The following is a 25837-nucleotide window of genomic DNA, read 5'->3' as shown; positions in this document are numbered from 1 at the left end:
ACAAACGAATTCTTCACTTCACATTCACCTCCGGATGAATCTCTATACCAAACTTCTGCTTCACATCCTCCTGGATGGTCTCACAGAGTTTTACGATTTCCTCGCCCGTAGCGCCGCCACGATTCACTAGCACCAGTGCCTGCTTATCATGTACACCGGCCCGTCCCAGACTCTTTCCCTTCCAGCCACACTGATCAATCATCCAGCCAGCCGGAATCTTTTCATGAGATTCATCGATTGTATAATGAGGCATACCCGGATAAAGAGCAGCCAGTTCTTCGTACTTAGCCTTCTCTACAATAGGATTCATAAAGAAACTGCCTGCATTACCCAACACCTTAGGATCAGGCAATTTTGCCTCTCTAATTTCTATGATGACATCACGAAGCTGCTGGGCTGTAGGCTCAGCAATACGCTTAGCCTCGAGCGCAGAACGGATATTACCATAATCCAGATCCGGACGGAAGGTCTTCTGCAAACGGTAAATCACATGCGTTACCAGATACTTATCCTTCCACTCATGCTTAAATTTACTCTGACGGTAACTATACTCGCAGTCAGCATTATCAAACACCACTACTCTGCCCGTAGCTATCTCAACCGCTTCCACCTTATATATAATATCCTTAGCTTCCACACCATAGGCACCGATATTCTGAACCGCACTGGCACCTACTTCACCCGGAATAATACTCAGATTCTCCGCTCCATGATAACCATGCTCTACGGCATAAGCTACCACATCATCAAACACCTCACCACTACCACAGGAAAGGAATACCCAATCCGGATTGCACAAAGCATCATTCCCCTCTGCAGCTGCCAAAGTCTTGTTGTCTAGAACCTCAATACCCATAATAGCCGAATGGAGTACTGTACCTGCATAATCACCGGTCAGCAAGAGATTACTACCACCGCCCAAAATGAGCAGTGGCTGATCAGCCTCTGTCAGCAAGCCCACTATCTGTCGGGCTTCCTCAACCGATTCATACTCTAGAAATCTGCTGCATTTAGCATCAATCCCGAATGTATTGTGAGCCAAAAGGCCATAGTTACGAATATCCTTCATATCTGGTTAAACTATTACTACTAACTAAAAAGCTACATATTCAGCTTGATCAGTTCCCATTTTCCTCCAATCTTTTTGAAAGTAAGAGAAGTTTCCATACCATTGGCAATACCACGAATCACGAAGATTTTCTGGTTGCTCTCGGTATATTTCTGACCATAGATTATATTGTAAATCATGCCGTGAGGCAGTTGAGGCGCAAAGGCAGGCCATGTTTCCGGTTCTATATCGCCTGTCATCGTACTGAAATCATCATCAGGATCAGGACCGGTAAACTTCACCGGATTATGGAGGTGGCGAGCCTGGAAAGCGGTATCTGTAGCAAAATGGCCGTAAAACTTCAGGAAACTGGCATTATTATTCTGATACATAGACTTGTAGCAAATGCTAGTCATCATCCACTGACCATTGATGCGATTAAACACAAACTGCTGAACTGTCTTTCTACTATAGAACACCTTTTCTATTACTACATGATCGATAGTAGTATCCTTCATCAGTTTCATCTGTTTCTGATTATCAAAAATCAGCGTGTAATAATCCTGGCGCATGAAGAAATGCTCCATCTTCCAATGTTTTTTTTCTATCTTCTTGGTCAGTTTCTTACCGTGATATACCGGCAGCGGGAAGACAATACGACTTTTCTGCAACTTTCTGTTAGCTGCAAAATTAAACACGAAATCATCAAAAAGCTCGTCAGCCGCCTTTGGCATCGGAGTCTCCTCTATCAGCTGTTCTGTAGAGTCCATCGCTTGGGTGTCGGCAATCACCGTATCAGATGAAGCCGAATCAATGGCAGGCGCAGGCTTCTTGTCTGTGCATCCCACAGACGTGAAACAAACGATGGTAAGCACCGCCATTAACACCGTTAATAAACAGAGTTTTTTCATAAACCTATTAAATTTCTCAAATTTTCCATGCAAAAGTACAACTTTCTTTTGAATTATTTCATCTTTTAAGCAAAAAATGTTATCTTTGCAGTCAAAAAAGATAAAAATATAGATATGTTATTAGAAAAAATAGACGAACTCTTGAAAGAAGTGAGCACTTTGACTGCCCAAAACGCAGAAGAAGTAGAGCAGCTTCGAATCAAGTATCTGAGCAAGAAGGGCGAGATTAACGCCCTTATGGCCGACTTCCGCACAGTGCCAGCCGACCAGAAGAAAGAGGTTGGTGTAAAAATCAACGAGCTGAAGAACGCAGCCCTTGATAAGATCAACGGACTGAAGGAGCAGATGGAAGAAGCCGAGGCATCAAGCGATGATATCGACTTGACCCGTACCGCCTACCCTGTAGCACTCGGTACCCGCCATCCACTCACCGTAGTGAAGAATCAGATTATCGACATTTTCGCTCGCATGGGCTTTACCCTTTTCCAGGGTCCTGAGGTAGATGACGACAAGCACGTATTTACGATGCTCAACTTTGCTGCCGACCACCCGGCCCGCGATATGCAGGACACCTTCTTTATAGAGAAGACCAACAGCGACGATGTTACCAAGAATGTGCTCCTCCGCAGCCATACTTCTGGCGACGAGGCTCACTATATGGAAACTCATGAGCCACCTATCCGTGTGCTCTGCCCAGGCCGCGTTTACCGTAACGAGGCTATCAGCGCCCGCGCTCACTGTTTCTTCCATCAGGTAGAAGGTCTCTATGTAGATAAGAACGTAAGTTTCACCGACCTCAAGCAGGTGCTCCTTACCTTTGCCCGTGAGATGTTTGGTGCAGATACCAAGATTCGTCTCCGTCCTAGCTACTTCCCATTCACAGAACCTAGTGCCGAGATGGATATCTCCTGCAACATCTGTGGCGGTAAGGGTTGCAACTTCTGCAAGCATACCGGATGGGTTGAGATTTTAGGTTGCGGTATGGTTGACCCTCATGATCTTGAGGCTTGCGGTATCGACAGCAATGTCTATACGGGTTATGCCTTCGGTATGGGCGTTGAGCGTATCACCAACTTGAAATATCGCGTGAGCGACCTTCGTCTCTTCTCTGAGAACGATACTCGTTTCTTGCGCGAGTTTGAGTCTGCGAAGTAAAAGATTCTCAACATATAAATTAATTTATGACTATGAAGAAAAATTTAACTAAACCTGTCATCGCAGTCCTGTTGGGCGCCTTGACATTCAGTTCTTGCATCGGCTCATTTGGCCTGACAAATTCCGTACTTGACTGGAACAAGAGAGCAACAGACAACAAGTTTGTAAACGAGATTATCTTCGTGCTTATCTCTCCAGCTTACGCAGTATGTTCATTTGCAGACCTTCTCGTTCTCAACTCTATCGAGTTCTGGACAGGCAACAAGGTGATTGGCCAGGTAGGAACTACTAAGGACGTAATGGGTAAGGATGGTCGCATGTATGCCATCAAGACATTGAAGAATGGCTACGAGATTACCGACCCAGATGGTGAGAAATCATACTTTGTGTTCGACAAGAAGCACAAGAGTTGGTCATACAGCAAGGATGGCGATATCCGTGAGCTTTTCAGCTTCAACGAGGATGGCAGCATCCAGGCTTGCTTGCCAAGTGGCGAGAAGATCAACGTCCCAGCAGATGCCAATGGTTTATACCAGGTTCGCATGGCTATGAATGATGGTTTGTTCTATGCATTCAATAAGTAAATAATCATAACAATTTCAGCCCGATAAAAGTCTCTTTTATCGGGCTTTTTTATGCTCCCCTTTCTCTTTTCCGAAGCAAGTTCATAGTTCTCCGTTCCCAACCAAACTCTCCTTAGAATGGCCAAATGTAAAAAAGTGTTTAATATAAAACAAGAAAGTACCTTCACCACCCTTCACTCGTAACTCTCTGACCATCAAAAGAATCGCCAAAAAGGTGAAGGGTGAAGGTTTGAAAACTCCTTTTTATATATACGCGTGAAGGGTTAGGGTAAAAACCGAAAAAAGACCCTAGGGTCAAAAATCGGGAAAAACCTAAAATAAAGAATATAATATAAAGATTAAAAATACACCCTTCACCTTCACCTCACAAAAATCACATCAAAATCCTGTTCTGCATACAACAGAAAATCATCTGCAGCAATCTGTGCCGGGATACATAATCAGGAGACAATTCTCTTTCGGAAATATCATTTTATCCTTCGGAGATATTTTCCTATTTATCGGAGATATTATTTTATCCTTCGGAGATAATTTTCTATTCTTCGGAAATATTTCTTCGAATTTCAAGATAAGGCATAAAAATATAATTTTCGCCAACTTTATTTCCCGAATCCACACAATTGTCACAAATCGCATAGCTATGAAACAGAAAAGAATGTATCTTTGCAGCATCAATCATAAAGGTTGATGCAGATATGGTCTCGTCATGACTGCCAAATCGGGCTGACGCAAATGCATTACAACCAGTGACATTCATCAAAACTTGCAACCATCTACAATATTTTTTAGTTTTTCTCGTTAATAAAAGTATGAAAAATAGATTATTGATACTCACAATATGCCTCATCGCAACCATTAAGATGATGGCGCAGGAGTTTACCCTTCACGGCAAAGTGGTAGACGAGAACAACCAGCCACTGGAGTTTGCCATCGTTTCGGTGGCTAGCCAGGGAAAGACTGCCGTTACTTCGCTCAAGGGAGACTATAGCCTCAAACTGCATTCAGCAGACAGCGTGGTAGTCAAATTCTCATATATCGGCTTCAAAACAAAAACAAAAATACTGAGAAGACCGCGAGGAAAACAAACCCTGCAGGTGGTACTTCGCGAAGCATCCACCACCCTCGATGAGGTGAATATCAAGGGAGAAAAAATACAGTCGGACCAGACACAGGAACTGAAGACTAAGGACATGAAGATGACGCCATCTGCCAACGGAAATGGGGTGGAAAGTCTGGTTCAGCAACAGGCTGGCGTGAGTACCCATAACGAACTCTCTTCGCAATACAATGTACGTGGCGGAGCCTTCGATGAGAACTCCGTATACATCAACAACGTAGAAGTATTCCGCCCATTCCTGGTTCGCAGCGGACAGCAGGAAGGCCTCTCCGTCATCAGCCCTTATATGGTAGATAAAATCGGTTTCTCAACCGGAGGATATGCTGCCAAATACGGAGACAAGATGAGTTCGGCTCTCGACATCACCTACAAAACCCTGAAAGCAAAAAGCAAGAAACCGGTGGTTGAAGGCAGCCTGGCTGCCAGTCTGCTGGGTGCTGACGCATACATCGGTCTGGGAACCCAGAAACTTTCATGCCTCAACAGCGTGCGCTACAAAACCACCTCTTACCTGCTCGGTTCGATGGAAACCAAAGGCGAATACAAGCCAAACTATCTGGACTATCAGACCTATCTGAGTTACCAGCCCAACAAACGCTGGAAGCTTGACTTCATAGGCTACATCTCTGATAATCACTACAACTTCGAACCGGAAGACCGAGAAACGAAGTTCGGAACAATGGAAAACGTAAAGAGCTTCAGAGTATATTTTGACGGTCAGGAGAAAGACCGTTTCCTCACCTACTTCGGTACACTCGGCATTACCCGACAGTTTACAGCCAACACCAGTCTCTCGCTTCTGGGCAGTGCTTTCTATACCAAGGAACAGGAGAAATATGACATTCAGGGACAATACTGGCTCGACGAAACCGAGACTTCAGAAAACCTGGGAGTAGGTACCTATTTCGAACATGCCCGAAACTATCTTACGGCTCGCGTGATGAGTGCCAAACTGATGCTCAAACACAAGGTGAAGAAACATCAGATGGAAGCCGCAGTAAGTCTGAAGCGTGAACATATCGAGGAGAATTCTGTAGAATATGAGATGCGCGATTCTGCAGGATACAGTATTCCTCACAATGGCAAAGACCTCTATATGGTTTATTCACTGAAGGCTCGCAACGAACTGAATGCCAACCGAATGGAAGCTTACATCCAGGACACCTACCGTTTTTCGGGAGGAACAGCCGACAGTACCGGTAAGGGACAGACACATTACACTCTGAACTATGGTATCAGAATGAGTCATTGGAACTTCAACAGAGAAACCATCGTGAGTCCTCGTCTGTCGCTCGCCATCATACCAGCCAACCACGAGAATACCACACTCCGTTTTGCGGCAGGTCTGTATTATCAGGCTCCATTCTTCAAGGAATTGAGAGATACATCTACGGTGAACGGCATAACCATCGCATCGCTGAACGAGAAAATCAAGAGTCAGCGAAGCATCCACTTCATCGCCGGCTACGACTATAGGTTCAAGATAGGAGACCAACGCTATAAATTCTCTGCCGAAGCCTATTACAAGGCTTTGAGCAATCTGGTTCCTTATTCTGTAAGTAACGTGAAGGTAGTTTATTACGGACAGAACGAATGCAGCGGTCATGCGGCAGGACTCGACTTCAAACTCTACGGAGAATTTGTTCCGGGTACAGATTCCTGGCTCAGTCTTTCGCTCATGGATACAAAGATGAAACTGGGTGGCAAGAGCATCCCTTTGCCTACCGACCAGCGTTATGCCGTAAACCTCTTCTTCACCGATTATTTCCCGGGCAGCAAGAAATGGCGCATGTCTTTGAAACTCGCCTTTGCCGATGGTCTTCCTTTTGCAGCACCCCACAGAGAGCTGGAGACCAACAGTTTCCGTGCCACCGCCTATCGCCGTGCAGATATCGGTATGAGTTATCAGCTGCTCGACAACAGCCGCCGTGAGAAGAAGACCTTCCTGAAGAATGTGATGCTGGGGGTAGATTGTCTCAACCTCTTCGGCATAGACAACGTAAACAGCTATTACTGGGTGACTGATGTAACCAGCCAGCAATACGCCGTACCTAATTATCTTACCGGCAGACAGCTCAATGCCCGCATTCTTTTGGAATTTTAGGACCAAATAATAGTGATTTTTCACATTATTCTAAATATTTAACCGTAGATAGTTCGCTATCTGCGGTTTTTTTCGTATCTTTGCGCCCGAATTATGCGATGACGGTTCGTCCGCTCATCCCATGGATTCAGGAAAACATTCTATAAAGAATAAAGAAATAATACATAATAATCAATTATGAGCAAACAAGTAGAAAAGATTAAGGAGCTGATCGCTAAGCGCGAACAGGCTCGTCTTGGCGGTGGCGAGAAGGCCATCGAGAAGCAGCATGCACGTGGCAAATATACCGCTCGTGAGCGTATCGAAATGTTGGTAGATGCCGGCAGTTTCGAGGAGTATGATATGTTCAAGTTGCATCGTTGCACTAACTTTGGCATGGAGAAGAAGCAGTACCTCGGTGATGGTGTGGTAGCGGGTAGTGCTACTATAGCCGGCCGTCTGGTTTACGTATATGCTCAGGACTTCACCGTAAATGGCGGTTCACTCTCTGAGACTATGGCACAGAAGATCTGCAAGGTAATGGATATGGCTATGACTATGGGTGCACCTGTTATCTGCATGAACGACTCTGGTGGTGCCCGCATTCAGGAAGGTATCTGCGCCCTCGCTGGTTACGGTGAGATCTTCGAGCGCAACATCCTCGCTTCTGGTGTCATCCCACAGATTTCTGCTATCATGGGCCCTTGCGCCGGTGGTGCCGTTTACTCTCCAGCCTTGACCGACTTCATCATCATGAAGGAGCAGACTTCTTACATGTTCCTGACAGGTCCTAAGGTTGTAAAGACCGTAACAGGTGAGGATATCGATGCAGAGCACCTCGGTGGTGCATCAGTTCACGCAACCAAGAGTGGTGTAACCCACTTCGCTGCTAAGACTGAGGAAGAGGCTATCGAGATGATCAAGAGCCTGCTCTCTTACATCCCTAGCAACAATACAGAAGAGGCTCCACGCGTAGAGTGCACAGACCCTATCGACCGCATGGATGACACCTTGAATGAGATTATCCCTGAGGATCCTAACCAGGCATACGATATGTACAAGGTAATCGGTGCTGTAACCGATAACGGAGAGTTCTTCGAGGTTCAGCCTAAGTTCGCCAAGAACATCATCACTGGTTTCGCCCGCTTCAATGGTCAGAGTGTGGGTATCGTAGCTAACCAGCCATCAGCTTATGCTGGTGTACTCGATGTAAACGCTAGCCGCAAGGCAGCCCGCTTCGTTCGTTTCTGCGATGCCTTCAATATTCCTATCGTATCTCTCGTAGACGTACCAGGATTCTTGCCAGGTACAGGTCAGGAGTACAACGCTGTCATCCTCCACGGTGCACAGTTGCTCTACGCTTACGGCGAGGCTACCGTGCCAAAGATTACTATCACATTGCGTAAGAGCTATGGTGGTAGCCACATCGTGATGGGTTGCAAGCAGTTGCGTGCTGATTTGAACTTCGCTTGGCCATCTTCAGAGATTGCCGTAATGGGTGCCAGCGGTGCCGTTGCCGTTCTCTGTGGTAAGGAAGCTAAGGCTAAGAAGGAAGCTGGCGAGGATGTAAAGGCATTCCTGGCTGAGAAGGAGCAGGAGTATACTGACAAGTTTGCTAATCCATATCAGGCAGCTCAGTATGGTTACATCGATGACGTTATCGAGCCACGTAACACCCGTTTCCGCATCTGCCGTGGTTTGGCTCAGCTCGCTACCAAGCGTCAGAGCTTGCCAGCTAAGAAGCATGGCTGTATGCCAATGTAATATAGAAATGTTGAATGTTGAGTGTAGAATGTTGAGTTATATACAGACTCAACATAACAGAAGGGCGCAAGCCTAATTCAACACTCAACAATCAACACTCAAAATTAAAGTAAAAACGAATGGATAAGAATATTTATGCTGCGATTGCCATGGCACTCTATGAGTACCAGGGCAATAACGTACACGACAAGGAGCCTGGCATCATCACTATCAAGCCACGTCAGACGATGTGGAACGCCAAGTTCTTGAGTTTAACAGCTAAACCATAATGTAATAGAAATGAAAGAGTTTAAATATACAATTGACGGAAAAGAATACAAGGTTCAGATTGACGCTGTTGAGGGTAACATCGCAAGCGTGAACGTAAATGGCGAAGCTTACAAGGTTGAGATGGAACAGGAGGCTGAGCCAGAGAAGAAGAAGGTTGTGCTCGGTCAGCCAGCTGCTGCATCTGATGATGCTGAGGCTACTCCAGCTGCCAACGTAAATACAGCCAATGCTGTAAAGGCTCCTCTCCCTGGTACTATCACCAGCATCGAGGTAGCTGTTGGTCAGGAGGTAAAGGCAGGCGATACAGTTGTCGTTCTCGAGGCTATGAAGATGCAGAACAACATCGAGGCTGAGAAGGATGGTAAGGTAACCGCTATCTGCGTTAAGCCTGGTCAGGCTGTGCTCGAAGAGGATGCACTCGTAGTTATCGAGTAAATCAAGAATTTGAGAATTAGAGAATTATACGTCCAGATTCGGGATTATAATTCGGGTTCTTATAAAGAATATCAAAGGTCGCAAGCTGTTAATTGTTTGCGACCTTTTTCTATACTGCTGTATGAGCATAAACTGCTATACAAAGTAATTTTTTTACTAAAGAAAAAAGACATAAAGTACAATAAAATGATAGATTTAACAGAAGAACAGATAGAAAGATACAGCCGCCACATCCTCCTTCAGGATGTAGGCCTCGAGGGGCAGGAAAAGCTCCTCAATGCCAAGGTGCTCATCATTGGTGCCGGAGGATTGGGTTCCCCAGTTGCCCTCTACCTCGCTGCGGCTGGCGTGGGACATATCGGTATCGTGGATGCCGATGTGGTTGACCTCAGCAACCTGCAACGACAAGTCATTCACCAGACCAAGGACTTGAACACCCCTAAGGTGGAAAGCGCCAAGAAGAAGATGATTGCCATCAATCCTGATGTGGAGGTAAAAACCTACCATACCTTCCTCGCCTCAGACAATGCCGAGGAAATCATCAAGCCATGGGATTTCGTCATTGATTGCACCGACAACTTCCCGGTGAAGTTCCTCATCAATGACGCCTGTGTGCGACTGGGCAAGGCATTCTCGCATGGCGGCATCCTGAGATTCCAGGGGCAGACCTTCACCCATCTTCCAGGCACGGCTTGTTACCGTTGTTTCTTCAAGGAGCCACCTCCAGCAGGCGCTGTTCCTACCAGTAGCCAGGCAGGAGTCCTTGGAGCCATAGCTGGTATGCTCGGAACCATCCAGGCTGCCGAGGCGTTGAAGTACTTCCTCGGTGTAGGCGAACTGCTCACCGACCGATTGCTCACCTTTGATGCCAAGACGATGAACTTCCGCAATATCAAGGTAAAGAAGCGTGCATCCTGCGAAATCTGTGGCGACCACCCTACCATCGATCATCTCATCGATTACGAGCAAGCTGCCTGCGATTTGAAGCACCACTAATATTTAATGATTATTTAGTAATGATTATTATTTGTATAATAAAAAAGTTAAGTCACAATACCCAGCTCTATCAGCTAGGTATTGTGACTTTTTTTTTCAGAACCGTCCCCAAGCCCAACAAAGAACAAGACCTTGATTATAAGATACTTTATAAAACATTTCTCCCATTTTTCTTGCATGATTCAGATAATAATCGTAAATTTGCAGCAGATAAAATACGCAAGCTTATGAAAGAGAAAAGATATCCTATTGGCTGGCATCCGGCTAATGAAGAAGAAGCCGTGGCTAGGATTGAAGCTATTGAGGCGGAGTATGAGAATGGGCAATATATTGATGCAGAAGAATTTGAAAAAGAACTAATTGCACAATATCCATGGCTAGCATAAGATTAACACTTTATTTCAAAAAGGAATTAAAGACTGTTATCGACTATGGAAAACTATAAAGGAAAGAGCTTATGAAGGAGAAAAGATATCCAATTGGCTGGCATCCGGCTAATGAAGAAGAAGCCGTGGCTAGGATTGAAGCCATTGAAGCGGAATACGAAAGGACAGGCAAGGCTACAGATTTTGAAGAATTTATAGAAGAATTAAAGGCAGAAGGATTATGGCTTATCCAATAAAAGCAATACCAGCACTCTATGGTGAGGCGGCTCGTCGTTTCCAAGAAATGGCAGACGAAACAGAGCGCAAATATGATATTAGTCCCAAGCGAGACATCAAAAAAGATCCTCGCTATCATGCTATGCGCACAATACTTGAAAGGTCTAGCATAAAATAGAACATTTACAGGTGGCTCAATAACGGGCTGAAAGCCCAAAAGCTCTTAGCCCAGGGCAACGCCCTGGGTACACTCGCAGTCAACAATGCGCCCTGTAAGGGCAAAAGCTTCGTATAATATTTTTACTCCTAGCAAGCATTCATCTTGCAAATCCCAAATAAAATTGGTTATAAAGCAGCATATATTCAAGGCTTTTGCCCTTACAGGGCGCAAGGGGACAACGCCTTAATACCCAGGGTGTTGCCTTGGGCTAGGAGCTTTTGGGCCTTCAGCCCGTGCTTGAACCACATGCAAAAGTTCAATGATTTACTTCTTAACCAGGCATTTTATACTCATGTCTAAGCTTCCAGATAGTTCATCATATCCTCCAATGTATCGAAGTTCTTGACATTCCCCTCCTTTACATTGAGAATAGCCTTATCTAACTCTGATTGTAACTTTTTCTTTTGTAATGTTGCATTCATAATACGATTAAACAATTAAGTTTGATACATTTATTCAGAATAAGGCGTTCTCATATGCTCATGCTTCCATTGCTCAATAGTTTCTTCATCTATCAAGCCCTTATCCCACAATTCATTTGCGGCATCTATTGCTTTTTGCGCAAAATAACGGCTATCTGTCGTCATAATACTATCATTTTAAATATTTACACATGTTACTTATGAGTAATCAACGCTTCCATATCTTTGATAAAATTCTCTACTTTCTCAAAATACGGCAAGACCTCTTCTTCTGTAGCATCAAAGGTATCATCATAATCACCAGACTGCCGAAGTTCATATAGACGAGAGAACAACTTTCCATAAGTGCGATCCAACAAACCTGTGGCAATAAATTTCTCTCCAACTAAATGTATTACACCGGCATGAGTCTTTGCAGTAAAGCCCTTGTCAAGTAACAAAGCAGAAGCCATATGGAATACAGTATAATACAAACGATTTCCCGTCAAATTCCAATACTTCAATTTTGCCACGCCCTTAGCCTCATCAAAACTCTTATAAGCTTTTTCTATCCTGTAGTGTACAAGATCTCTACGTTGTTGGCCCTCTAGCATAGCATCACCCCTTCCTCTTCTACATTATTATAAAAAGGACTGCCCTTTTTGCTCTGCCAATCCTTCATCGAATACACTATCGGGTGAATCATCTGATTGATTTGCCATCCCAATTCCCAAAGAGGATAGGTGTAATTATCATGATCCTGCTCATCTATCTTATCCTTGTTCAGAAGCACAAGGATGTCCCAGTCGGAATCTGCTTTAGCATCCCTTCTAGCCCTTGACCCGAAAAGGATAACCTTGGCATCTTTCGGCATAATCGACTCCGCTTTCTTCTGAATCGACTTGAGTACCTCATCTTCAAGATGTTCCCTTGTTATTGTCGTCATAACACTATCATTTTAATTACACCGCAAAAATACGAAAAAGAATTGAAACTAACAAATATTCTGAGAGATATTTGCATTTATTCTTTTCTCTTCACCCAAACCTTATGACTGCCGCGGCCTAGTGAATCTATCGGCGAAGTCTTGTCATTTGTCAGCTCCTTCAGTTCCATAGAGGCGGCAGTACGGCTCAGGTTGTTGATGGAGGCATAATCGCCTAGGGTGAGGACTCCGTACTTCTCTATCACCTCCAGGGCACGGGCGATGCGCTCTTCCTTGGAATAGAGCTGCTTGCGAATCACCTTTACACCACCCATATCACGCTCCAGGTCACGGTCGGTTTCACGCTTCACCTCCTTGATAAACTCTGGGGACGCCTTGAAGTTGATGTCCTTCACTCCCACCTTGCGGTACGTCATCTTATCATCTGGATTCAGAATTTCCCTAGGCTTCTCATCCTCGAAAGCGAGGGAGAGGGAGAAGGTGCCGAAACCTTCCAGATTCACGTTGTACCCCATGGAGAGCATATCTGTCAGCATATCAACCACATCGGTCAATACAGCCTCCGTGGTACTTTCCGAAATACCGCGATGGTAGTTCTGCATCATCTTGACGAACTCTTTTCGGGATAGTGTACGGTTGGTCACCATCTTGGGATAAACTCTGCGCTTGCCTTCATCACGCAAATCATTCAACTCTTGCAACTTGTACTTAGCCATATCAGTTTCCTTTCTTATTAAGATTTTTATCACTCCTTATTGCAGCAGCCTTTGCATCCTACAGTATTTATGATCATACCTAAGAAGAAAAGACCACAAACCTAGGAAGAAAAGTATTTTATCCAAGGAGAAATCTCCGTTCACCGACGCTGAATGTCCGTTCAGCGTCGATGAACGGCGGTTCAGCGTCGGTGAATGTCGGTTCAACGTCGGTGAACGAAGATTTCTATCTTGCAAAGATACAACTTTATCAGATATAAAACAAGACTTTTCCTGAATATCTTTACTTTTCCGGCCATAATTCTTCGTTTTTTGAGCTTATTTCTTTGCGTATCCCAAATAATTGTGTTAACTTTGTAGTCAGATTGTAAGCCAAAGGTCAAAGGATTGCAAGCAAAAGGCTAAAGGATTGCAAGACAAAGACAAAGAAAAAGACTAAGATTAGACATTCTTATGAGTATGAAGATATTAGCAACCAGCGACTGGCACCTGGGCAACCTGTTTCACGGCAACGACCGTCTGCCGGAACACAAGCATTTCCTGAAATGGCTCCTGGAACAAATCGCTGAACAAAAGCCCGATGCTCTCCTCATCGCAGGAGACATCTTTGATAACGGAAATCCATCGGCAGCGGCACAGACCGTTTATTACGAGTTTCTTGCCGATGCTACCCAACTGTGCCCGAACATGCAGGTCATCATTACCGCCGGCAACCACGATTCCGCCAGCCGACTGGAGGCTCCCCGTCCGCTGCTCACACGATACCACGTGGAAATAAGAGGTAACGTAAGGAAAATCTGGCAGCAGGGAGCAAGCGAGGACGATGATAAAACCGGCGGACATTGGATCTATTCCTTCGATGACCTCATCATCCCCGTAACCAACGAGGCAGGAGAAGAAGTCATCATCCTCGCCGTACCTTTCCTAAGAAGCGATGTGGTGCAGAACGCCAGCTACTCGCAGGGAGTCAACGACTTTCTGAGAGAACTGACGGCTGAGGCTCGAAAGAAATACCCGGGCAGGAAATGCATCATGATGGCACACATGTACGCCAAGGGTTCAGATATCGCCAAGAAGGATGCGAGCGAGAAAATCATCATCGGCGGACAGGAGGAAGTGGACCTGGAAGGATGGAACGACCATCCCGACTATATGACTTGCGGACACATCCACAAACGGCAACATATATGGAACACCGACTGGGCAAGATATACGGGAAGTATCCTCCCGATGTCGTTTGCCGAGAAAGACTACACCCACGGAATCGACCTCATCACCATAGAACACGGAGAAGAGGAGGAGAGAAAAGAAACCGGCAAGAGCAAGGAATGGAAAGTAGATTTCCTGGAATACAAGCCTCAGCACGCCCTCCGCATCCTGCCCGAAGATGAGGAAGAGCTGACCTTCAAGAAATGGCAGAAGCTCATCAATTCAGAACTTTCAGAGAGAACTGACGGCGAACTGAGCGACCATTTCGACTACGTGATGCTGAAGGTGAAACAGGAGAAACTGACCAGCGATGACATCAAGGAACTGGAGAAACTCGTCAACGAAAAGGATGCCGTGCTCTGCAAAATCCAGCGCATCATCCCACAACTGGACCTCTCCACCATCCAGGGTTCCCAGCACATCACCAGTATAGAAGACATCATCAACCGTCCTCCGCTCGACACGCTGAAGGAAGCCTTCGCCATCAGGCACAACGCTCCGATGAACGAAAGACAGGAGAAAATGTTATCCGATTTATTAACGACATCATCATTATGAAATTCCTACAACTCGAAATACTCAACCTCGCTTCGCTTGACAAACAGGGAGGCGAGGTCATCAACTTTGAAGAAGGTGCCTTAGGCGAGAGCACCATCTTCAGCATCGTAGGTCCGACGGGAAGTGGCAAGTCTACCCTACTCGATGCTATCTGTCTGGCTCTCTACAACCGCGCCCCTCGCTACCCCAGGAAGAAAGGCGACAAGAACCAGAACATCGAGATTTTCGGAGCTGCCGATGCCAGCGAAAGTAACCGTCTGGCTCCTACCGACAGCCGAAACATCCTGACCCGTGGCAAGAAAGAGGGTTACAGCAAACTCACCTTCCTTGCCAACAACGGCAGCATCTACCGCGCAGAATGGCACGTCAGATTCCAGAGAGTGCGCTACGAGAACGCCAAGACTGCGCTCTATAAAATCACGAGAAACGGCGAAGAAATAACGGAGGAAACTGCCGACTGGAACGAGCTGCCGAACATCATCGGACTCGACTACGACCAGTTTCTCCGTACCGTGCTCATCGCCCAAGGCTCGTTTGCCAACTTCCTGACGGCAAAGGAAAACGAGCGGTACGAACTCCTGGAAAAACTCATCGGATGCGAGGAAACTTATACGAACATCGCTACTGAAATCAAGAAAGCAAAAGACCAGGCAACGGATGCCTACAACCAGATAGCAGCATCGGTGGAAGCCGTAAAACAGAACCTGCTAAACGATGAAGAACTCGCCCAACTACAGGAGAAAATCGACCATCTGGAAAAGGCTGAGAAGGAACTCGACAGCCAGATGAAAGCCATCTCGAAAGATCTGCAATGGTTTGAGGAAAATGATAAACAAATCAAGCAAATCGCTATCAGCCAGACTGATATGAAGCAAGCAGCAGATGCCATTAAAGCGATGCAAGCCCAGATTCTCCGTCTGCAGTTGCACGATGAAGTACAGCCTGCCGTCAACCAGCTGCAGGAAGTAGAGCGACAGACGCAAAGCATCCACGAACAGGAAGAAAACATTCTGAAAGCGGAAGCAAACATCAAAAGTCAAGAGTCTGCCATCAGCGAAAGCGAGAAAACTCTCGCCAGTCTGAAGGAAGCAGTAAGCAAGGCACAGGAACAGCTAGAAAAGGCGCTGCCGGTCATCGCTGAAGCAAGGGCGCTGAAAACAAAAATGGAAGCGGCAATGCCGAATCTGAAAGAAAAGAAAGAGGCATTGGAGTTGGCGCAGAAAGAGAATCAATCTGCCCAGAAAGACGTGGAGGAAAACGACCGAAACATCCAAAAATGGGAAACAGAAACGGAGAAAGCGAACCTTGCCCTCAAAGCGACACAGGAAGAGATTGCCAAGCAGAAACAGGTTCTGTACGAAGCGACGCAAGCCGCTGAACAGGCTTGGGAGACGGAAAGAAATAAGACTGCCGGACAGAATATAGAGGAACTGCAGAACAGCAAGACTGTAGCCGACAGAAAACTGCAGGATGTCCAGCAAGCCATCAAGGTTGTGGCTCATCTCGATGCTGCCACAACAGAAAAGCAGAAGAATGAGGAGCGCATTCTGGTCTTGGGCAAGAGAAACGCAGAGATAGATGCAGCCCTGGGCAAGTTGACCATCGAGGCTCTGACCCAAGAGACCCTGACGCTGAGAAATGCCTATACCCTCATGGTGAGTGAGAAATGGGAGATTCATCGTGCCAACCTGACCGAAGGCAAGCCTTGTCCGCTCTGTGGCAGCACGACCCATCCTTATCATACCGACAACAGACAGTTTGAGGAAGCCACCACGGAACTCTCGCAACTTCTGAAAGTCAAGGAGGATCTGCTGAAACTGCAGCAGAAACAGGAGAAGGATCTTTCCGGCGAGAGAAAACAGAACGACGGCGAAGTACAGACGCTCCAGAAACAACAGGAAAAGTTCTCGGGAGAAATAGCAACTTACGAAGAGGATTGGAAGGCGCTCATCGCCCAGTATCCAAAGATTCCGAAGGCTGAGGCAGAACTGAAATCACTCTTGCCTATCTATGAAAACAAGGCGAAAGATGCGACCAGCAAGCTAAGCCAATTTAACAAGATTCAGAAAGAGATAGAATGGCTGACCCAACTCAAGGATAAGGCTGTAAAGGATGAAGCTGCGTATGAAAGCAAGGCTTCAACGATACTGAACAAAGCCCAGGAAAGCGCATCAACCTGCGCCACAAAACTGGCTGAGCAGAAAGCACTTACCAGCAACCTTACTTCACAACAAAAGAGTAAGGAGGAAGCTTATGAGAAAGCTACTCAAGCATGGAATAGCGCCAGGAAGGAAATGGAGGAATGGCAGGAGAAATTCAAGCAGATTCTGAATGGAGAAGAACCAGATGCTGCTGAACAAAGACTGACTGCAGCTAAGGACGAAGCAACAAAAGCAGCAGATGACCAGAACGAGAATATCAACAAACTGAAGGCAGAACTCGCCAACAGTAAAGGTTCGCATCAAACCATGCTGTCACAGAACAAGACAACAAAGGAGACTCTGCAGACGAAGGAAAAGGAACTCGACCTTTGGATTGAGGAATATAACAAGCAGCTTGCAGAAAAGAGCATCGAGCCAAGCCTTATCGACCGAAATACCATCCGGGAGATGCTTCACTCTGCCGAAGACTGGAACGCTATCCGTCGGGAAAAGGACGAAAAGGAGAAAGCCGTGGCTTCGACTACCGCCCTTTACCAGAGCGCAGAAAAGGCACATCAGCAGCACTTGGAACATCAGCCTACCCAAACCCGTGATGCTCTCTTGACCATTCAGCAGGAGTATCAGGAGAGAAGCCAGCGCAACGAACTGATTGCTGCCAACGCCAGGATGCAGAACCATCAGGAAGCCGTAAAACAGTTGGGTGACAAGGCTGAGGCTCTGAAGCTCGTAACACAGGAAAAGGACGACTGGACAGCCATCACAGATGCCATCGGAGCAGACGGAAAGACGCTTCGCAAGATAGCCCAATGCTATACGCTCAGTTTCCTGATAGCGCACGCCAACCAGGAAATCAGAAAGTTCAACAGCCGTTACGAACTGCAGCAGGTAAAGCATTCGCTGGGCATCCGAGTCATCGACCACGACCGTGCCGACGATATCCGAGACACCACCTCCCTATCAGGTGGCGAAACCTTCATCGTAAGTCTGGGCTTAGCCTTGGGCTTGTCGGCATTGTCCTCCCGCAACATCTCCTTCGAGAACCTGTTCATCGATGAAGGCTTCGGAACCCTCGACCCCGATACCCTAGCCACCGTCATCGATTCCCTCGCCATGCTGCAAAGTTCGCAAGGCAAGAAGGTGGGTGTCATCAGTCATACCGACACGATGAGCGAGCGCATCACCACCCAGATAAGGATTATCAAGAATGGCAACTCCGGCAGCAGCCATATCGAGATCTATCCTTAACCCATCGTAATTATACCTTCATAAAATAGTAATTACACCATTATATATAGGGTACACATACATTATCCATCCGTGAACAGGGCATCACCATCGATGTGGCTTACCGCTATTTCGCCACACCGAAACGCAAGTTTATCGTCACAAAACAAATATGCGTTCCTACGGATTCATCTATCCACAGGAACGCATATTCTTTATGATTATCATACGAGATAATCATTCTTTAAACAATTCTATATCATCATACGATATTTAAACCTTATTTCCCTCTTTTGGGAAAACCACGGTTGGCTTGAAGGTCTTAGCCTCCTCAAAGTCCATCAGGGCATAAGCGATGATGATGACGGTATCTCCCACCTGCACCTTGCGGGCTGCAGCACCATTCAGGCAGATACAACCGCTGCCACGCTCACCCTTGATAATATAGGTCTCCAAGCGCTCACCATTGTTGTTATCTACAATCTGAACCTTCTCGCCTGCTATCAGATTAGCAGCGTCCATCAGGTCCTCATCGATGGTGATGCTACCCATATAATTCAGGTTAGCCTCAGTTACTGTCACACAATGGAGCTTACTCTTCAATACTTCTATCTGCATTGTTCTGTTATTACTTGATCTGTTACGGATTAAACTTAATAAAGAATATCTATCGAGGAATTATCCCTTATACTTGATATGGTCGATGAGACGGATAGGAGTCTTACCGCAATAAACGGTGATGCAACCTACCACGTATGCACTATCCTCCCATGAAGAAACATCCTGCAGGCTGTCGCCATCCACAATCTGGAAATACTCTACCTCCAGACCCTCTACAGCATTGATGTCGGCAACCACCTTATCGTGAGTTTCCTGTACGGTATGAGTCTTGGCATACTCCACACTCTCCTTCAGAGCCTTATAGATGTTTGGCGCAATGGCACGCTCATCAGGAGCCAGCAAAGTATTACGGCTGCTCTTAGCCAAACCGTCCTCATCACGGATGATAGGACACTCTACAATCTGAACATCGCTGTTGATGTACTTCACGAGCTGCTTGATGACAGCAATCTGCTGCCAATCCTTCTCACCGAAATAAGCACGGGTTGGTCGAACGATATAGAAAAGACGGCTCACTACCTGACATACACCATTGAAATGACCCGGGCGCTTGGCACCCTCCATCACGGTAGAAACAGGTGGAAACTCAAAGTGGCGTGTATCTGGTGTAGGATACATCTCCTTCACCGATGGTGCAAACACATAGTCAGCACCACAAGCCTCCAAGAGCTTGCAGTCAGCATCGAGGGTACGAGGATAGCGATCCAAGTCACCCTGATCATTAAACTGTGTAGGATTCAGGAACACAGAAACTACAGTCACGCCATTTTCCTTTACACTGCGCTTAACAAGAGAGGCGTGACCCTCATGCAGCGCACCCATAGTTGGCACAAGGCCGATTTCCTTTCCCTCCTTACGACACATGAAGAGTTCGTTCTGGAGGTCAACAATCTTATTGAATACTTTCATCGTCATAATCTGTTTTCGGGTGCAAAATAACAACTTTTTTCTCAAATGAGAAAGAAAAAACCTAAAAATATGCGAATTATTGCCGAAAATAATGAATTTCGGAGAAAAAATGCCCCTATTTGAAGTTTTTTTTGTACCTTTGCACGTAATTCGTAAGAATAAAATTTAAATTTTATGGCAAAAAAAGTATTATTTATCAATCAGGAGATCGACCCATACGTAGCCGAGTCTCACATGTCAATCATGGGACGCGAACTGCCTCAGAAGATGCAGGAAGCAGGTTTTGAGATCCGCACCTTCATGCCTAAGTGGGGCACCATCAACGAGCGTCGCGGACAATTGCACGAGGTCATTCGCCTGTCTGGTATGAACCTTATCATAGATGATACAGACCATCCGCTGATCATCAAGGTTGCATCTATACCAACAACACGACAGCAGATTTATTTCATCGATAATGACGACTATTTCAAGAGCCGTCAGATGGGCACCGATGAAAACGGAAAGGAATATGCCGACAACGGCGAAAGAGCTATCTTCTTCGCACGTGGTGTATTGGAAACCGTAAAGAAGCTCCGCTGGCAGCCTGACGTAATCGTCTGCCAGGGTTGGGCTAGCGCAGTAGTGCCATTCTATGTAAAGACAGCCTACAGCGAAGAGCCTTCATTTGCAGAATCAAAGGTAATTACCGCTCTCTATACCAACGAACTCAAGGGTGAACTGGGTACCAACTTCAAACGTTGCGTTGCCTTCCGCGATGCCAAGTCTGAACTGCTCGACGGCTATCAGGACGACTTTGACTTCATTGAGCTCGGCAAACTCGCCATCGACTATAGCGACGGTGTGGTAGAAGGTGAAGAAGAAGCTACCCAGATTCTCTTTGATTATGCGAAGGAGAAGAACAAGCCTGTACTGACTTATCCGGGAGAAGATATCCAGGAGCCATACGCAGACTTCATCAACAAGGTTTGTCCTGACGCAGAATAAAATTCCGACAACAGAGACACATACATACAAGGATAATGAAAATTTTAAGACTCTTAACAGTATTAGTAATAGCAGCGCTTACTTTCGCTGCATGTGATGATACCACCGAGGGAATCGGTGGTAGCATCACTAATAAGATAGACAACATTAACATTTCCGACTCAGCGTTTAATGTTACCACAAAGTCTATAGTAGCAGGTGCCGTATTGAGCCGCAACAACACGGGACTCATCGGAAAGATGAAAGACCCGGAAACCGGCAACTATGTAAAGGGCGACTACATGACCCAGTTGAGCGTATTGCCTTCTTTCGATGTAGATACAGTTGCCATCAAGCAAGCCAACAACGACTCTATTGAAGCTTATGGTTGCTACTTGTTGATTTCATATAATGCCAACTATGGTGATACTATCGCCCCAATGAAGGTCACAGCCTACGAGATGACCAAGCCAATGGCAGAAGATCAAGAGTACTACTCTGATTATGATGCATTCAAAAACGGCTGGGTAAGCGAAAGCAATCAGCATTGGAGCAGTAATTACAACTTGAGCAACACATCAGATGTAAAGAACTTCCAGATTAGTTTGAACAAGCCATATACCAAAGATGGTAAGACTTATAATAACTACGGCTCATACATTCTGCAGACATACGCAAAGCATCCAGAGTACTTCAAGACCAACTACAAGTTCCTGCACAATGTTTGTCCTGGCTTCTATATCAAGAATGTAGGTGGTACAGGTAACATGGCTAAGATCTGGAATACAGAGCTCATCTTCCAATACAGACGCCAATATACGACCAAGGCAAAAGATGGCGTTACAGATAGTATCATAGTAGATAGCCTCTACAACCGTTTCGATGGAACAGAAGAGGTATTGCAGCTCAACAAGATTGAGAATAAAAACATGGAGCAGTTGGCAAATCAGCAGAAATGGACTTACCTCAAGTCGCCGGCAGGTATCTTCACCGAGGTTACCCTCCCTATCGAAGATATCATGAAGGGACATGAGAAGGATACGCTCAACACAGCAACCATCTCTTTCCCACGACTCAACAATGCAGACGAAGACAACCCATACAACTTTGCTACACCAAGCACCATCCTGATGGTGCAGAAAGACAGTTTGCAGTCGTTCTTCGAAAAGAGCAAGTTGGCTGACAACCGTACTTCTTATACGGCAAGCTACAGCAGTACCGGCACCTACAAGAATGCTTATACATTCCAGAACATCGCCAACCTGGTTTCTGCCATGTATAAGAACAAGGGCAAGGGGGAAAACTGGAATAAAGTAGTACTGGTTCCTGTAAACGTCATCACAACCACACAGGGCTATACTACCGTCATCTCCAAGATTAATCACGATATGTCACTCGCTTCTACCCGACTCATCGTGGGTACGGATGATCCTGACAAGGATTATACCAAAGACAAGAAGACTGGTAAGAAGGTGGCATCTGGTCCGATCCGAATCAAGGTGATTTACAGTAAGTTTAAAGAAGAATAAGCATTCATAACGCAAAGTAAAAAAGGAAACGAAACATGGCAGATAATTTTTTGGAGCGTCATCGCGAAGAATACGAGATACGCAAGGCTGCATGGCTCAAGAAGAAGAAACTATTCATAAAGTCAGGCAAGAAACAGAAGCCCCAGACACAGATGCCACGTCCTGAAGACGAAGCGTTATAAACACGACAATATTCAGAATCCTGAGAAAGAGGGTGTATCATAAAGCATTTGATTGTTTATGATACACCCTCTTTAACTTTGCCGGTTAATCCTTAAAAACCGCCGCATAAGTACAATAAAAGCCATTTAATACAAAATAAAGCAAAATTAATTTGGAGTTTTCCCATTTTTTTTATATCTTTGCATTGTGAACTTAAAAGTATTAAATATTAAATAGACAAAAAGCAATAAAATAAAAATAATCAAGATATTAGTAGAGATACTGGTCTATGGGTTTAACTTTTCTAAGAACTTGCATTTAAGAATACAAGATATTTGCAGGATACAAGTTACTTGCAATATATGAGATACTTGGTTTATGTTTATAGATAACGGAGAATTTAATCTCTTAAAGTATTTGTTTTTAAGTTTAAACAAAAATGCTAAAGTTAGATGTTAGTAATATAAGTCCCCGTAGTGACCGTGAGGCTACTGCGGGGACGCTTTTTCAATTTATAGTATATAGAAACAAAAAGGGCAAGACCAGAGATGGCCTTGCCCAATCTATTTTTATAACTCTTTATCTATATTATAAGATTCTACCTGTAAGAGAGAACTTCAAAACAGGATAAACCTATAAATATAAACATCAGACTACTGAACTTAATCTACTACCGTAAACTTGGCATATTTCAGCAAAAGCTGTTTGGTACCAGAATGAACGAACTCTACTGTAGCCTTCGTATTCTCACCAGTTCCCTCAATCTTCAATACCGTTCCCCGTCCAAAACGCTGATGCTCAATCTTCATTCCCTCCTGCAAACCGCAAGAAGAACTGCCAGCAGATGAAGCTGCAGAAGAAGAAACTGATGATGCAGCAGATCCAGTACCGCAAGAAGCAGGATGAGAAGAATGCGTCTCCATGTAACGTTTAGCTGCATTCAGCGCTCTAACAGACTTGAAATTACCTTCAGAGAGAGATGAGCGTCCGGAAACAGACGAGCGTCCGGAAGTATGTGAAGTCTCCGGTTCATCATCAAAGAGTGAAGGCTTAGGATCTGCCACAAACTGAGATGCTACCGGTTTGGAATTCTGATACCTGCTACTGTATCTAGGCTGCTCAGCATCCTCCCACGGTCTGCGAGAACGTTGCGCTCTCGCCCACTCCGGCTGGTCAGACATCGAATCAGCTCTAGAACCAAACATCGAACCAGACCTTGAACCAAGCCTTGATTCAGACATAGAGCCAAACAAGCTTCCACCAGCCTCATCCTGGCAATCAATCAACTTGCCGTCAATCTCATCGATAAACCGACTCGGATTATCAAACTCCATCTTGCCATATCGCCAGCGGTTCTTGGCGTTCGTCAGGATACAATGTTTCTCAGCTCGCGTAATGGCTACGTAAAGCAATCTCCGTTCCTCCTCCAGTTCTCTGAGCGAAGCTGCAGAAAGCGGACTCGGGAAGATATTCTCTTCCAAACCAACCACGAAAACCGTAGGAAACTCCAGACCCTTGGCAGCATGAACCGTCATCAGAGAAACACGAGGTTCATCCTTATCACCATCGCTGTCTGCATCGGTAAGCAGCGCCACATCCTGCAGATAATCCTGCAGGAAGAGTTCATCAAACCTACCCTCTTCACGGCGTTCCTCCACAAAAGCCGACATACCGCTCAAGAATTCCTCCAGGTTCTCCTGACGTGCCAGATCATCGGCATCCTTGCCCGACATGATATCCTGACTGATACCACTCTCCTTGATAATGGCATCACCCAATTCATAGACATCCGTAGTTTGAGCCCGTTCGATAAACGAAGAAATCAGCAATCTGAAGGTTTCCAGCTTGTTCATCGCACCCTTGTTAACCGCCAGTCCATATCGCTCAGGGGCACCGATTACCTCCCAGAAACTCATCTGGTTCTGATGGGCACAGTCAGCAATCTTCAGCACCGTAGTAGCCCCTATTCCTCGTGCCGGATAGTTGATGATACGCTTGATAGCCTCTTCATCATCCGGATTCGCCACCAGACGGAAATAAGCAATAATATCCTTAATTTCCTTGCGCTGGTAGAAACTCAGTCCGCCATAAATGCGATAAGGAATACCCTGCTTTCTGAACTCCTCCTCGAAGCTGCGACTCTGGGCATTGGTACGATAGAGAATGGCAAAATCACTATACTGGCAGCCATCCTCGCGCCGGATACGCTTCACGTCCTTCGCCACAATCGCCGCCTCTTCCTTGTCGCTGTAAGCAGGCTTATACTGAATCTTCTCACCCTTCGCATTCTCGCTGAACACATCCTTAGGAATCTGGTTGCGGTTATGCTTGATCAGACTGTTAGCCGCCTCAACGATGGTCTGGGTAGAGCGGTAGTTCTGCTCCAGTTTGAAGAGACGCGTTCCCTGAAACTGGCGCTGATAGTTGAGAATATTATCGATATTGGCACCGCGGAAACTATAGATACTCTGCGAGTCATCACCCACGGCACAAACACGCTGCTTCTCCTGACAGAGTTGCATGACGATAGACATCTGAACGTGATTGGTATCCTGATACTCATCCACCAGGACATAATCGAAGCGGACGGCATATTTGTGGCGAATATCCTCATACTCCCTGAAGAGCTGATAGGTAAGCGTCAGCAAATCATCGAAATCCATCGCATTGGCCTGCTTGCAACGCTGCACGTAAGCCACGAAAATCTTACCAACCTCAGGCATCTGCGCACGCTTGTTCTGCTCGAAGATAGCCGCATCGCTCTCATAAGCCGCAGCACTCATCAGGTTGTTCTTCGCCATCGAAATCTTGGCATGAACGGCAGCAGGCTTATACTTCTTATCATCCAGCCCCATCTCCTTCACTATCGCCTTGATCAGCGAGCGCGAGTCACTTTCGTCATAAATGGTAAAGTTGTTGTTGAAGCCGATATGCTCGGCCTCCGCTCTCAGGATTCGGGAGAAGATGCTGTGGAAGGTACCCATATAGAGATGCTGGGCGAGATCATTTCCCACCAGTTTTCCGATACGTTCCTTCATCTCTCTTGCCGCCTTATTGGTAAAGGTGAGCGCCATGATGCTCCAGGGTTTCATGCCCTGGCTCAGGAGATAAGCTATTTTATATGTTAGCACACGCGTTTTACCCGAACCTGCACCGGCTATCACCAGCGAAGGTCCGTCAATATATTCTACCGCAGCACGCTGCGCTTCGTTCAAGTCTTTCAGTAAATCCATGAATCAATATTTGAGG

The 25837-nt window shown here is 45.8% G+C and carries 25 protein-coding genes; 15 read left to right on the top strand and 10 right to left on the bottom strand.

Annotated features, from left to right (window positions below; genetic code table 11):
- Positions 1-13 precede the first annotated feature (13 nt).
- Both murB and FO447_RS02780 read right to left on the bottom strand, forming a co-directional pair.
- Positions 14-1069 carry a UDP-N-acetylmuramate dehydrogenase gene (gene murB, locus FO447_RS02785; protein WP_200757545.1) on the bottom strand — a complete coding sequence of 352 codons (1056 nt, stop codon included), beginning with the start codon at positions 1067-1069 and terminating at the stop codon, positions 14-16.
- Positions 1070-1101: 32 nt separating this feature from the next.
- Positions 1102-1959 carry a DUF4348 domain-containing protein gene (locus FO447_RS02780; RefSeq protein WP_200757543.1) on the bottom strand — a complete coding sequence of 286 codons (858 nt, stop codon included), beginning with the start codon at positions 1957-1959 and terminating at the stop codon, positions 1102-1104.
- A 114-nt stretch (positions 1960-2073) separates the two neighbouring features.
- On the opposite strand from FO447_RS02780, the gene pheS reads away from it, so the two are divergent.
- The 10 genes from pheS to FO447_RS02730 all read left to right on the top strand — a co-directional run bounded on the left by pheS (position 2074) and on the right by FO447_RS02730 (position 11143).
- Positions 2074-3114 carry a phenylalanine--tRNA ligase subunit alpha gene (pheS, locus tag FO447_RS02775; RefSeq protein ID WP_118065421.1) on the top strand — a complete coding sequence of 347 codons (1041 nt, stop codon included), beginning with the start codon at positions 2074-2076 and terminating at the stop codon, positions 3112-3114.
- A 32-nt stretch (positions 3115-3146) separates the two neighbouring features.
- Positions 3147-3698 carry a DUF3332 domain-containing protein gene (locus tag FO447_RS02770; protein WP_371833717.1) on the top strand — a complete coding sequence of 184 codons (552 nt, stop codon included), beginning with the start codon at positions 3147-3149 and terminating at the stop codon, positions 3696-3698.
- 809 nt (positions 3699-4507) lie between these two features.
- Positions 4508-6919, top strand: a complete 2412-nt coding sequence (locus FO447_RS02765; RefSeq protein WP_200757541.1) for a TonB-dependent receptor — start codon at positions 4508-4510, stop codon at positions 6917-6919.
- Between the two features lie 177 nt (positions 6920-7096).
- Positions 7097-8662, top strand: coding sequence for an acyl-CoA carboxylase subunit beta (locus FO447_RS02760; RefSeq protein ID WP_118311229.1), 1566 nt, complete (start codon positions 7097-7099; stop codon positions 8660-8662).
- 119 nt (positions 8663-8781) lie between these two features.
- Positions 8782-8931: a hypothetical protein gene (locus FO447_RS02755; RefSeq protein ID WP_176425588.1), complete on the top strand. Its 150-nt coding sequence runs from the start codon at positions 8782-8784 to the stop codon at positions 8929-8931.
- A gap of 10 nt (positions 8932-8941) precedes the next feature.
- A complete protein-coding gene (locus tag FO447_RS02750; RefSeq protein WP_022120280.1) occupies positions 8942-9367 on the top strand; it encodes a biotin/lipoyl-containing protein in 426 nt (141 codons plus the stop codon).
- Positions 9368-9553: 186 nt separating this feature from the next.
- Positions 9554-10363 carry a HesA/MoeB/ThiF family protein gene (locus tag FO447_RS02745; RefSeq protein WP_200757539.1) on the top strand — a complete coding sequence of 270 codons (810 nt, stop codon included), beginning with the start codon at positions 9554-9556 and terminating at the stop codon, positions 10361-10363.
- Between the two features lie 20 nt (positions 10364-10383).
- A complete protein-coding gene (locus tag FO447_RS02740; protein ID WP_200757537.1) occupies positions 10384-10749 on the top strand; it encodes a hypothetical protein in 366 nt (121 codons plus the stop codon).
- 71 nt (positions 10750-10820) lie between these two features.
- Positions 10821-10985: a hypothetical protein gene (locus FO447_RS02735; RefSeq protein WP_182429538.1), complete on the top strand. Its 165-nt coding sequence runs from the start codon at positions 10821-10823 to the stop codon at positions 10983-10985.
- Complete coding sequence (locus tag FO447_RS02730; protein WP_200757535.1) at positions 10970-11143, top strand: hypothetical protein; 174 nt, start codon at positions 10970-10972, stop codon at positions 11141-11143. The genes FO447_RS02735 and FO447_RS02730 overlap by 16 nt, the downstream gene beginning before the upstream one ends.
- Before the next feature lie 338 nt (positions 11144-11481).
- On the opposite strand, the gene FO447_RS16175 is transcribed toward FO447_RS02730, so the two are convergent.
- From FO447_RS16175 to FO447_RS02715, 5 genes are all read right to left on the bottom strand, one after another.
- On the bottom strand, positions 11482-11607 hold the full coding sequence (locus tag FO447_RS16175) for a hypothetical protein (RefSeq protein ID WP_256614020.1): 126 nt from the start codon (positions 11605-11607) through the stop codon (positions 11482-11484).
- A gap of 30 nt (positions 11608-11637) precedes the next feature.
- Positions 11638-11772 carry a hypothetical protein gene (locus tag FO447_RS16170; RefSeq protein ID WP_262893223.1) on the bottom strand — a complete coding sequence of 45 codons (135 nt, stop codon included), beginning with the start codon at positions 11770-11772 and terminating at the stop codon, positions 11638-11640.
- 29 nt (positions 11773-11801) lie between these two features.
- Positions 11802-12200 (bottom strand): HEPN domain-containing protein, encoded by a 399-nt coding sequence (locus FO447_RS02725; protein WP_118079099.1) that lies wholly within the window; start codon positions 12198-12200, stop codon positions 11802-11804.
- On the bottom strand, positions 12194-12532 hold the full coding sequence (locus FO447_RS02720) for a nucleotidyltransferase domain-containing protein (RefSeq protein WP_118079100.1): 339 nt from the start codon (positions 12530-12532) through the stop codon (positions 12194-12196). Before FO447_RS02720 ends, FO447_RS02725 begins: the two co-directional genes overlap by 7 nt.
- Before the next feature lie 77 nt (positions 12533-12609).
- Positions 12610-13248, bottom strand: coding sequence for an HU family DNA-binding protein (locus FO447_RS02715; protein WP_200757533.1), 639 nt, complete (start codon positions 13246-13248; stop codon positions 12610-12612).
- 459 nt (positions 13249-13707) lie between these two features.
- On the opposite strand from FO447_RS02715, the gene FO447_RS02710 reads away from it, so the two are divergent.
- Together FO447_RS02710 and FO447_RS02705 are read left to right on the top strand one after the other, a co-directional pair.
- Complete coding sequence (locus tag FO447_RS02710) at positions 13708-15015, top strand: exonuclease SbcCD subunit D (RefSeq protein ID WP_200757532.1); 1308 nt, start codon at positions 13708-13710, stop codon at positions 15013-15015.
- A complete protein-coding gene (locus FO447_RS02705; RefSeq protein WP_200757531.1) occupies positions 15012-18422 on the top strand; it encodes an AAA family ATPase in 3411 nt (1136 codons plus the stop codon). Before FO447_RS02710 ends, FO447_RS02705 begins: the two co-directional genes overlap by 4 nt.
- A gap of 252 nt (positions 18423-18674) precedes the next feature.
- On the opposite strand, the gene panD is transcribed toward FO447_RS02705, so the two are convergent.
- Together panD and panC are read right to left on the bottom strand one after the other, a co-directional pair.
- Entirely contained in the window at positions 18675-19019 is a 345-nt protein-coding gene (panD, locus tag FO447_RS02700; RefSeq protein ID WP_117692769.1) for an aspartate 1-decarboxylase, read from the bottom strand.
- A 60-nt stretch (positions 19020-19079) separates the two neighbouring features.
- Positions 19080-19931, bottom strand: coding sequence for a pantoate--beta-alanine ligase (panC, locus tag FO447_RS02695; RefSeq protein WP_118140711.1), 852 nt, complete (start codon positions 19929-19931; stop codon positions 19080-19082).
- 174 nt (positions 19932-20105) lie between these two features.
- On the opposite strand from panC, the gene FO447_RS02690 reads away from it, so the two are divergent.
- The 3 genes from FO447_RS02690 to FO447_RS02680 are packed head-to-tail and all read left to right on the top strand — an operon-like array spanning position 20106 to position 22608.
- Positions 20106-20918 carry a glycogen/starch synthase gene (locus tag FO447_RS02690; protein WP_200757530.1) on the top strand — a complete coding sequence of 271 codons (813 nt, stop codon included), beginning with the start codon at positions 20106-20108 and terminating at the stop codon, positions 20916-20918.
- A gap of 35 nt (positions 20919-20953) precedes the next feature.
- Complete coding sequence (locus tag FO447_RS02685; protein WP_200757529.1) at positions 20954-22426, top strand: DUF4270 domain-containing protein; 1473 nt, start codon at positions 20954-20956, stop codon at positions 22424-22426.
- Positions 22427-22461: 35 nt separating this feature from the next.
- Positions 22462-22608: a dehydrogenase gene (locus FO447_RS02680; protein ID WP_200757528.1), complete on the top strand. Its 147-nt coding sequence runs from the start codon at positions 22462-22464 to the stop codon at positions 22606-22608.
- Positions 22609-23250: 642 nt separating this feature from the next.
- Here the strand turns inward: FO447_RS02680 and FO447_RS02675 are convergent.
- A complete protein-coding gene (locus FO447_RS02675) occupies positions 23251-25821 on the bottom strand; it encodes an ATP-dependent helicase (protein ID WP_200757527.1) in 2571 nt (856 codons plus the stop codon).
- Positions 25822-25837 lie beyond the last annotated feature (16 nt).

The sequence above is a fragment of the Segatella copri genome (genome assembly GCF_015074785.1).
In the GTDB taxonomy this organism is placed as follows: domain Bacteria; phylum Bacteroidota; class Bacteroidia; order Bacteroidales; family Bacteroidaceae; genus Prevotella.
The sequence above is the reverse complement of the archived record's forward strand: the minus strand, read 5'-3'. Positions and strand labels throughout refer to the sequence as shown.

Bases quoted from the DNA above. Each gene is read 5' to 3' on its own strand.
- FO447_RS02745 (WP_200757539.1), top strand. From the start codon at position 9,554: ATGATAGATTTAACAGAAGAACAGATAGAAAGATACAGCCGCCACATC.
- FO447_RS02710 (WP_200757532.1), top strand. From the start codon at position 13,708: ATGAAGATATTAGCAACCAGCGACTGGCACCTGGGCAACCTGTTTCAC.
- FO447_RS02715 (WP_200757533.1), bottom strand. From the start codon at position 13,248: ATGGCTAAGTACAAGTTGCAAGAGTTGAATGATTTGCGTGATGAAGGC.
- FO447_RS02760 (WP_118311229.1), top strand. From the start codon at position 7,097: ATGAGCAAACAAGTAGAAAAGATTAAGGAGCTGATCGCTAAGCGCGAA.
- FO447_RS02680 (WP_200757528.1), top strand. From the start codon at position 22,462: ATGGCAGATAATTTTTTGGAGCGTCATCGCGAAGAATACGAGATACGC.
- FO447_RS02780 (WP_200757543.1), bottom strand. From the start codon at position 1,959: ATGAAAAAACTCTGTTTATTAACGGTGTTAATGGCGGTGCTTACCATC.
- FO447_RS02690 (WP_200757530.1), top strand. From the start codon at position 20,106: ATGGCAAAAAAAGTATTATTTATCAATCAGGAGATCGACCCATACGTA.
- FO447_RS02750 (WP_022120280.1), top strand. From the start codon at position 8,942: ATGAAAGAGTTTAAATATACAATTGACGGAAAAGAATACAAGGTTCAG.
- FO447_RS16175 (WP_256614020.1), bottom strand. From the start codon at position 11,607: ATGAATGCAACATTACAAAAGAAAAAGTTACAATCAGAGTTAGATAAG.
- FO447_RS02725 (WP_118079099.1), bottom strand. From the start codon at position 12,200: ATGCTAGAGGGCCAACAACGTAGAGATCTTGTACACTACAGGATAGAA.
- FO447_RS02770 (WP_371833717.1), top strand. From the start codon at position 3,147: ATGAAGAAAAATTTAACTAAACCTGTCATCGCAGTCCTGTTGGGCGCC.
- FO447_RS02730 (WP_200757535.1), top strand. From the start codon at position 10,970: ATGGCTTATCCAATAAAAGCAATACCAGCACTCTATGGTGAGGCGGCT.
- pheS (WP_118065421.1), top strand. From the start codon at position 2,074: ATGTTATTAGAAAAAATAGACGAACTCTTGAAAGAAGTGAGCACTTTG.
- panD (WP_117692769.1), bottom strand. From the start codon at position 19,019: ATGCAGATAGAAGTATTGAAGAGTAAGCTCCATTGTGTGACAGTAACT.
- FO447_RS02675 (WP_200757527.1), bottom strand. From the start codon at position 25,821: ATGGATTTACTGAAAGACTTGAACGAAGCGCAGCGTGCTGCGGTAGAA.
- FO447_RS02765 (WP_200757541.1), top strand. From the start codon at position 4,508: ATGAAAAATAGATTATTGATACTCACAATATGCCTCATCGCAACCATT.
- FO447_RS02735 (WP_182429538.1), top strand. From the start codon at position 10,821: ATGAAGGAGAAAAGATATCCAATTGGCTGGCATCCGGCTAATGAAGAA.
- panC (WP_118140711.1), bottom strand. From the start codon at position 19,931: ATGAAAGTATTCAATAAGATTGTTGACCTCCAGAACGAACTCTTCATG.
- FO447_RS02685 (WP_200757529.1), top strand. From the start codon at position 20,954: ATGAAAATTTTAAGACTCTTAACAGTATTAGTAATAGCAGCGCTTACT.
- FO447_RS02740 (WP_200757537.1), top strand. From the start codon at position 10,384: ATGATTATTATTTGTATAATAAAAAAGTTAAGTCACAATACCCAGCTC.
- FO447_RS02755 (WP_176425588.1), top strand. From the start codon at position 8,782: ATGGATAAGAATATTTATGCTGCGATTGCCATGGCACTCTATGAGTAC.
- FO447_RS02705 (WP_200757531.1), top strand. From the start codon at position 15,012: ATGAAATTCCTACAACTCGAAATACTCAACCTCGCTTCGCTTGACAAA.
- FO447_RS16170 (WP_262893223.1), bottom strand. From the start codon at position 11,772: ATGACGACAGATAGCCGTTATTTTGCGCAAAAAGCAATAGATGCCGCA.
- FO447_RS02720 (WP_118079100.1), bottom strand. From the start codon at position 12,532: ATGACGACAATAACAAGGGAACATCTTGAAGATGAGGTACTCAAGTCG.
- murB (WP_200757545.1), bottom strand. From the start codon at position 1,069: ATGAAGGATATTCGTAACTATGGCCTTTTGGCTCACAATACATTCGGG.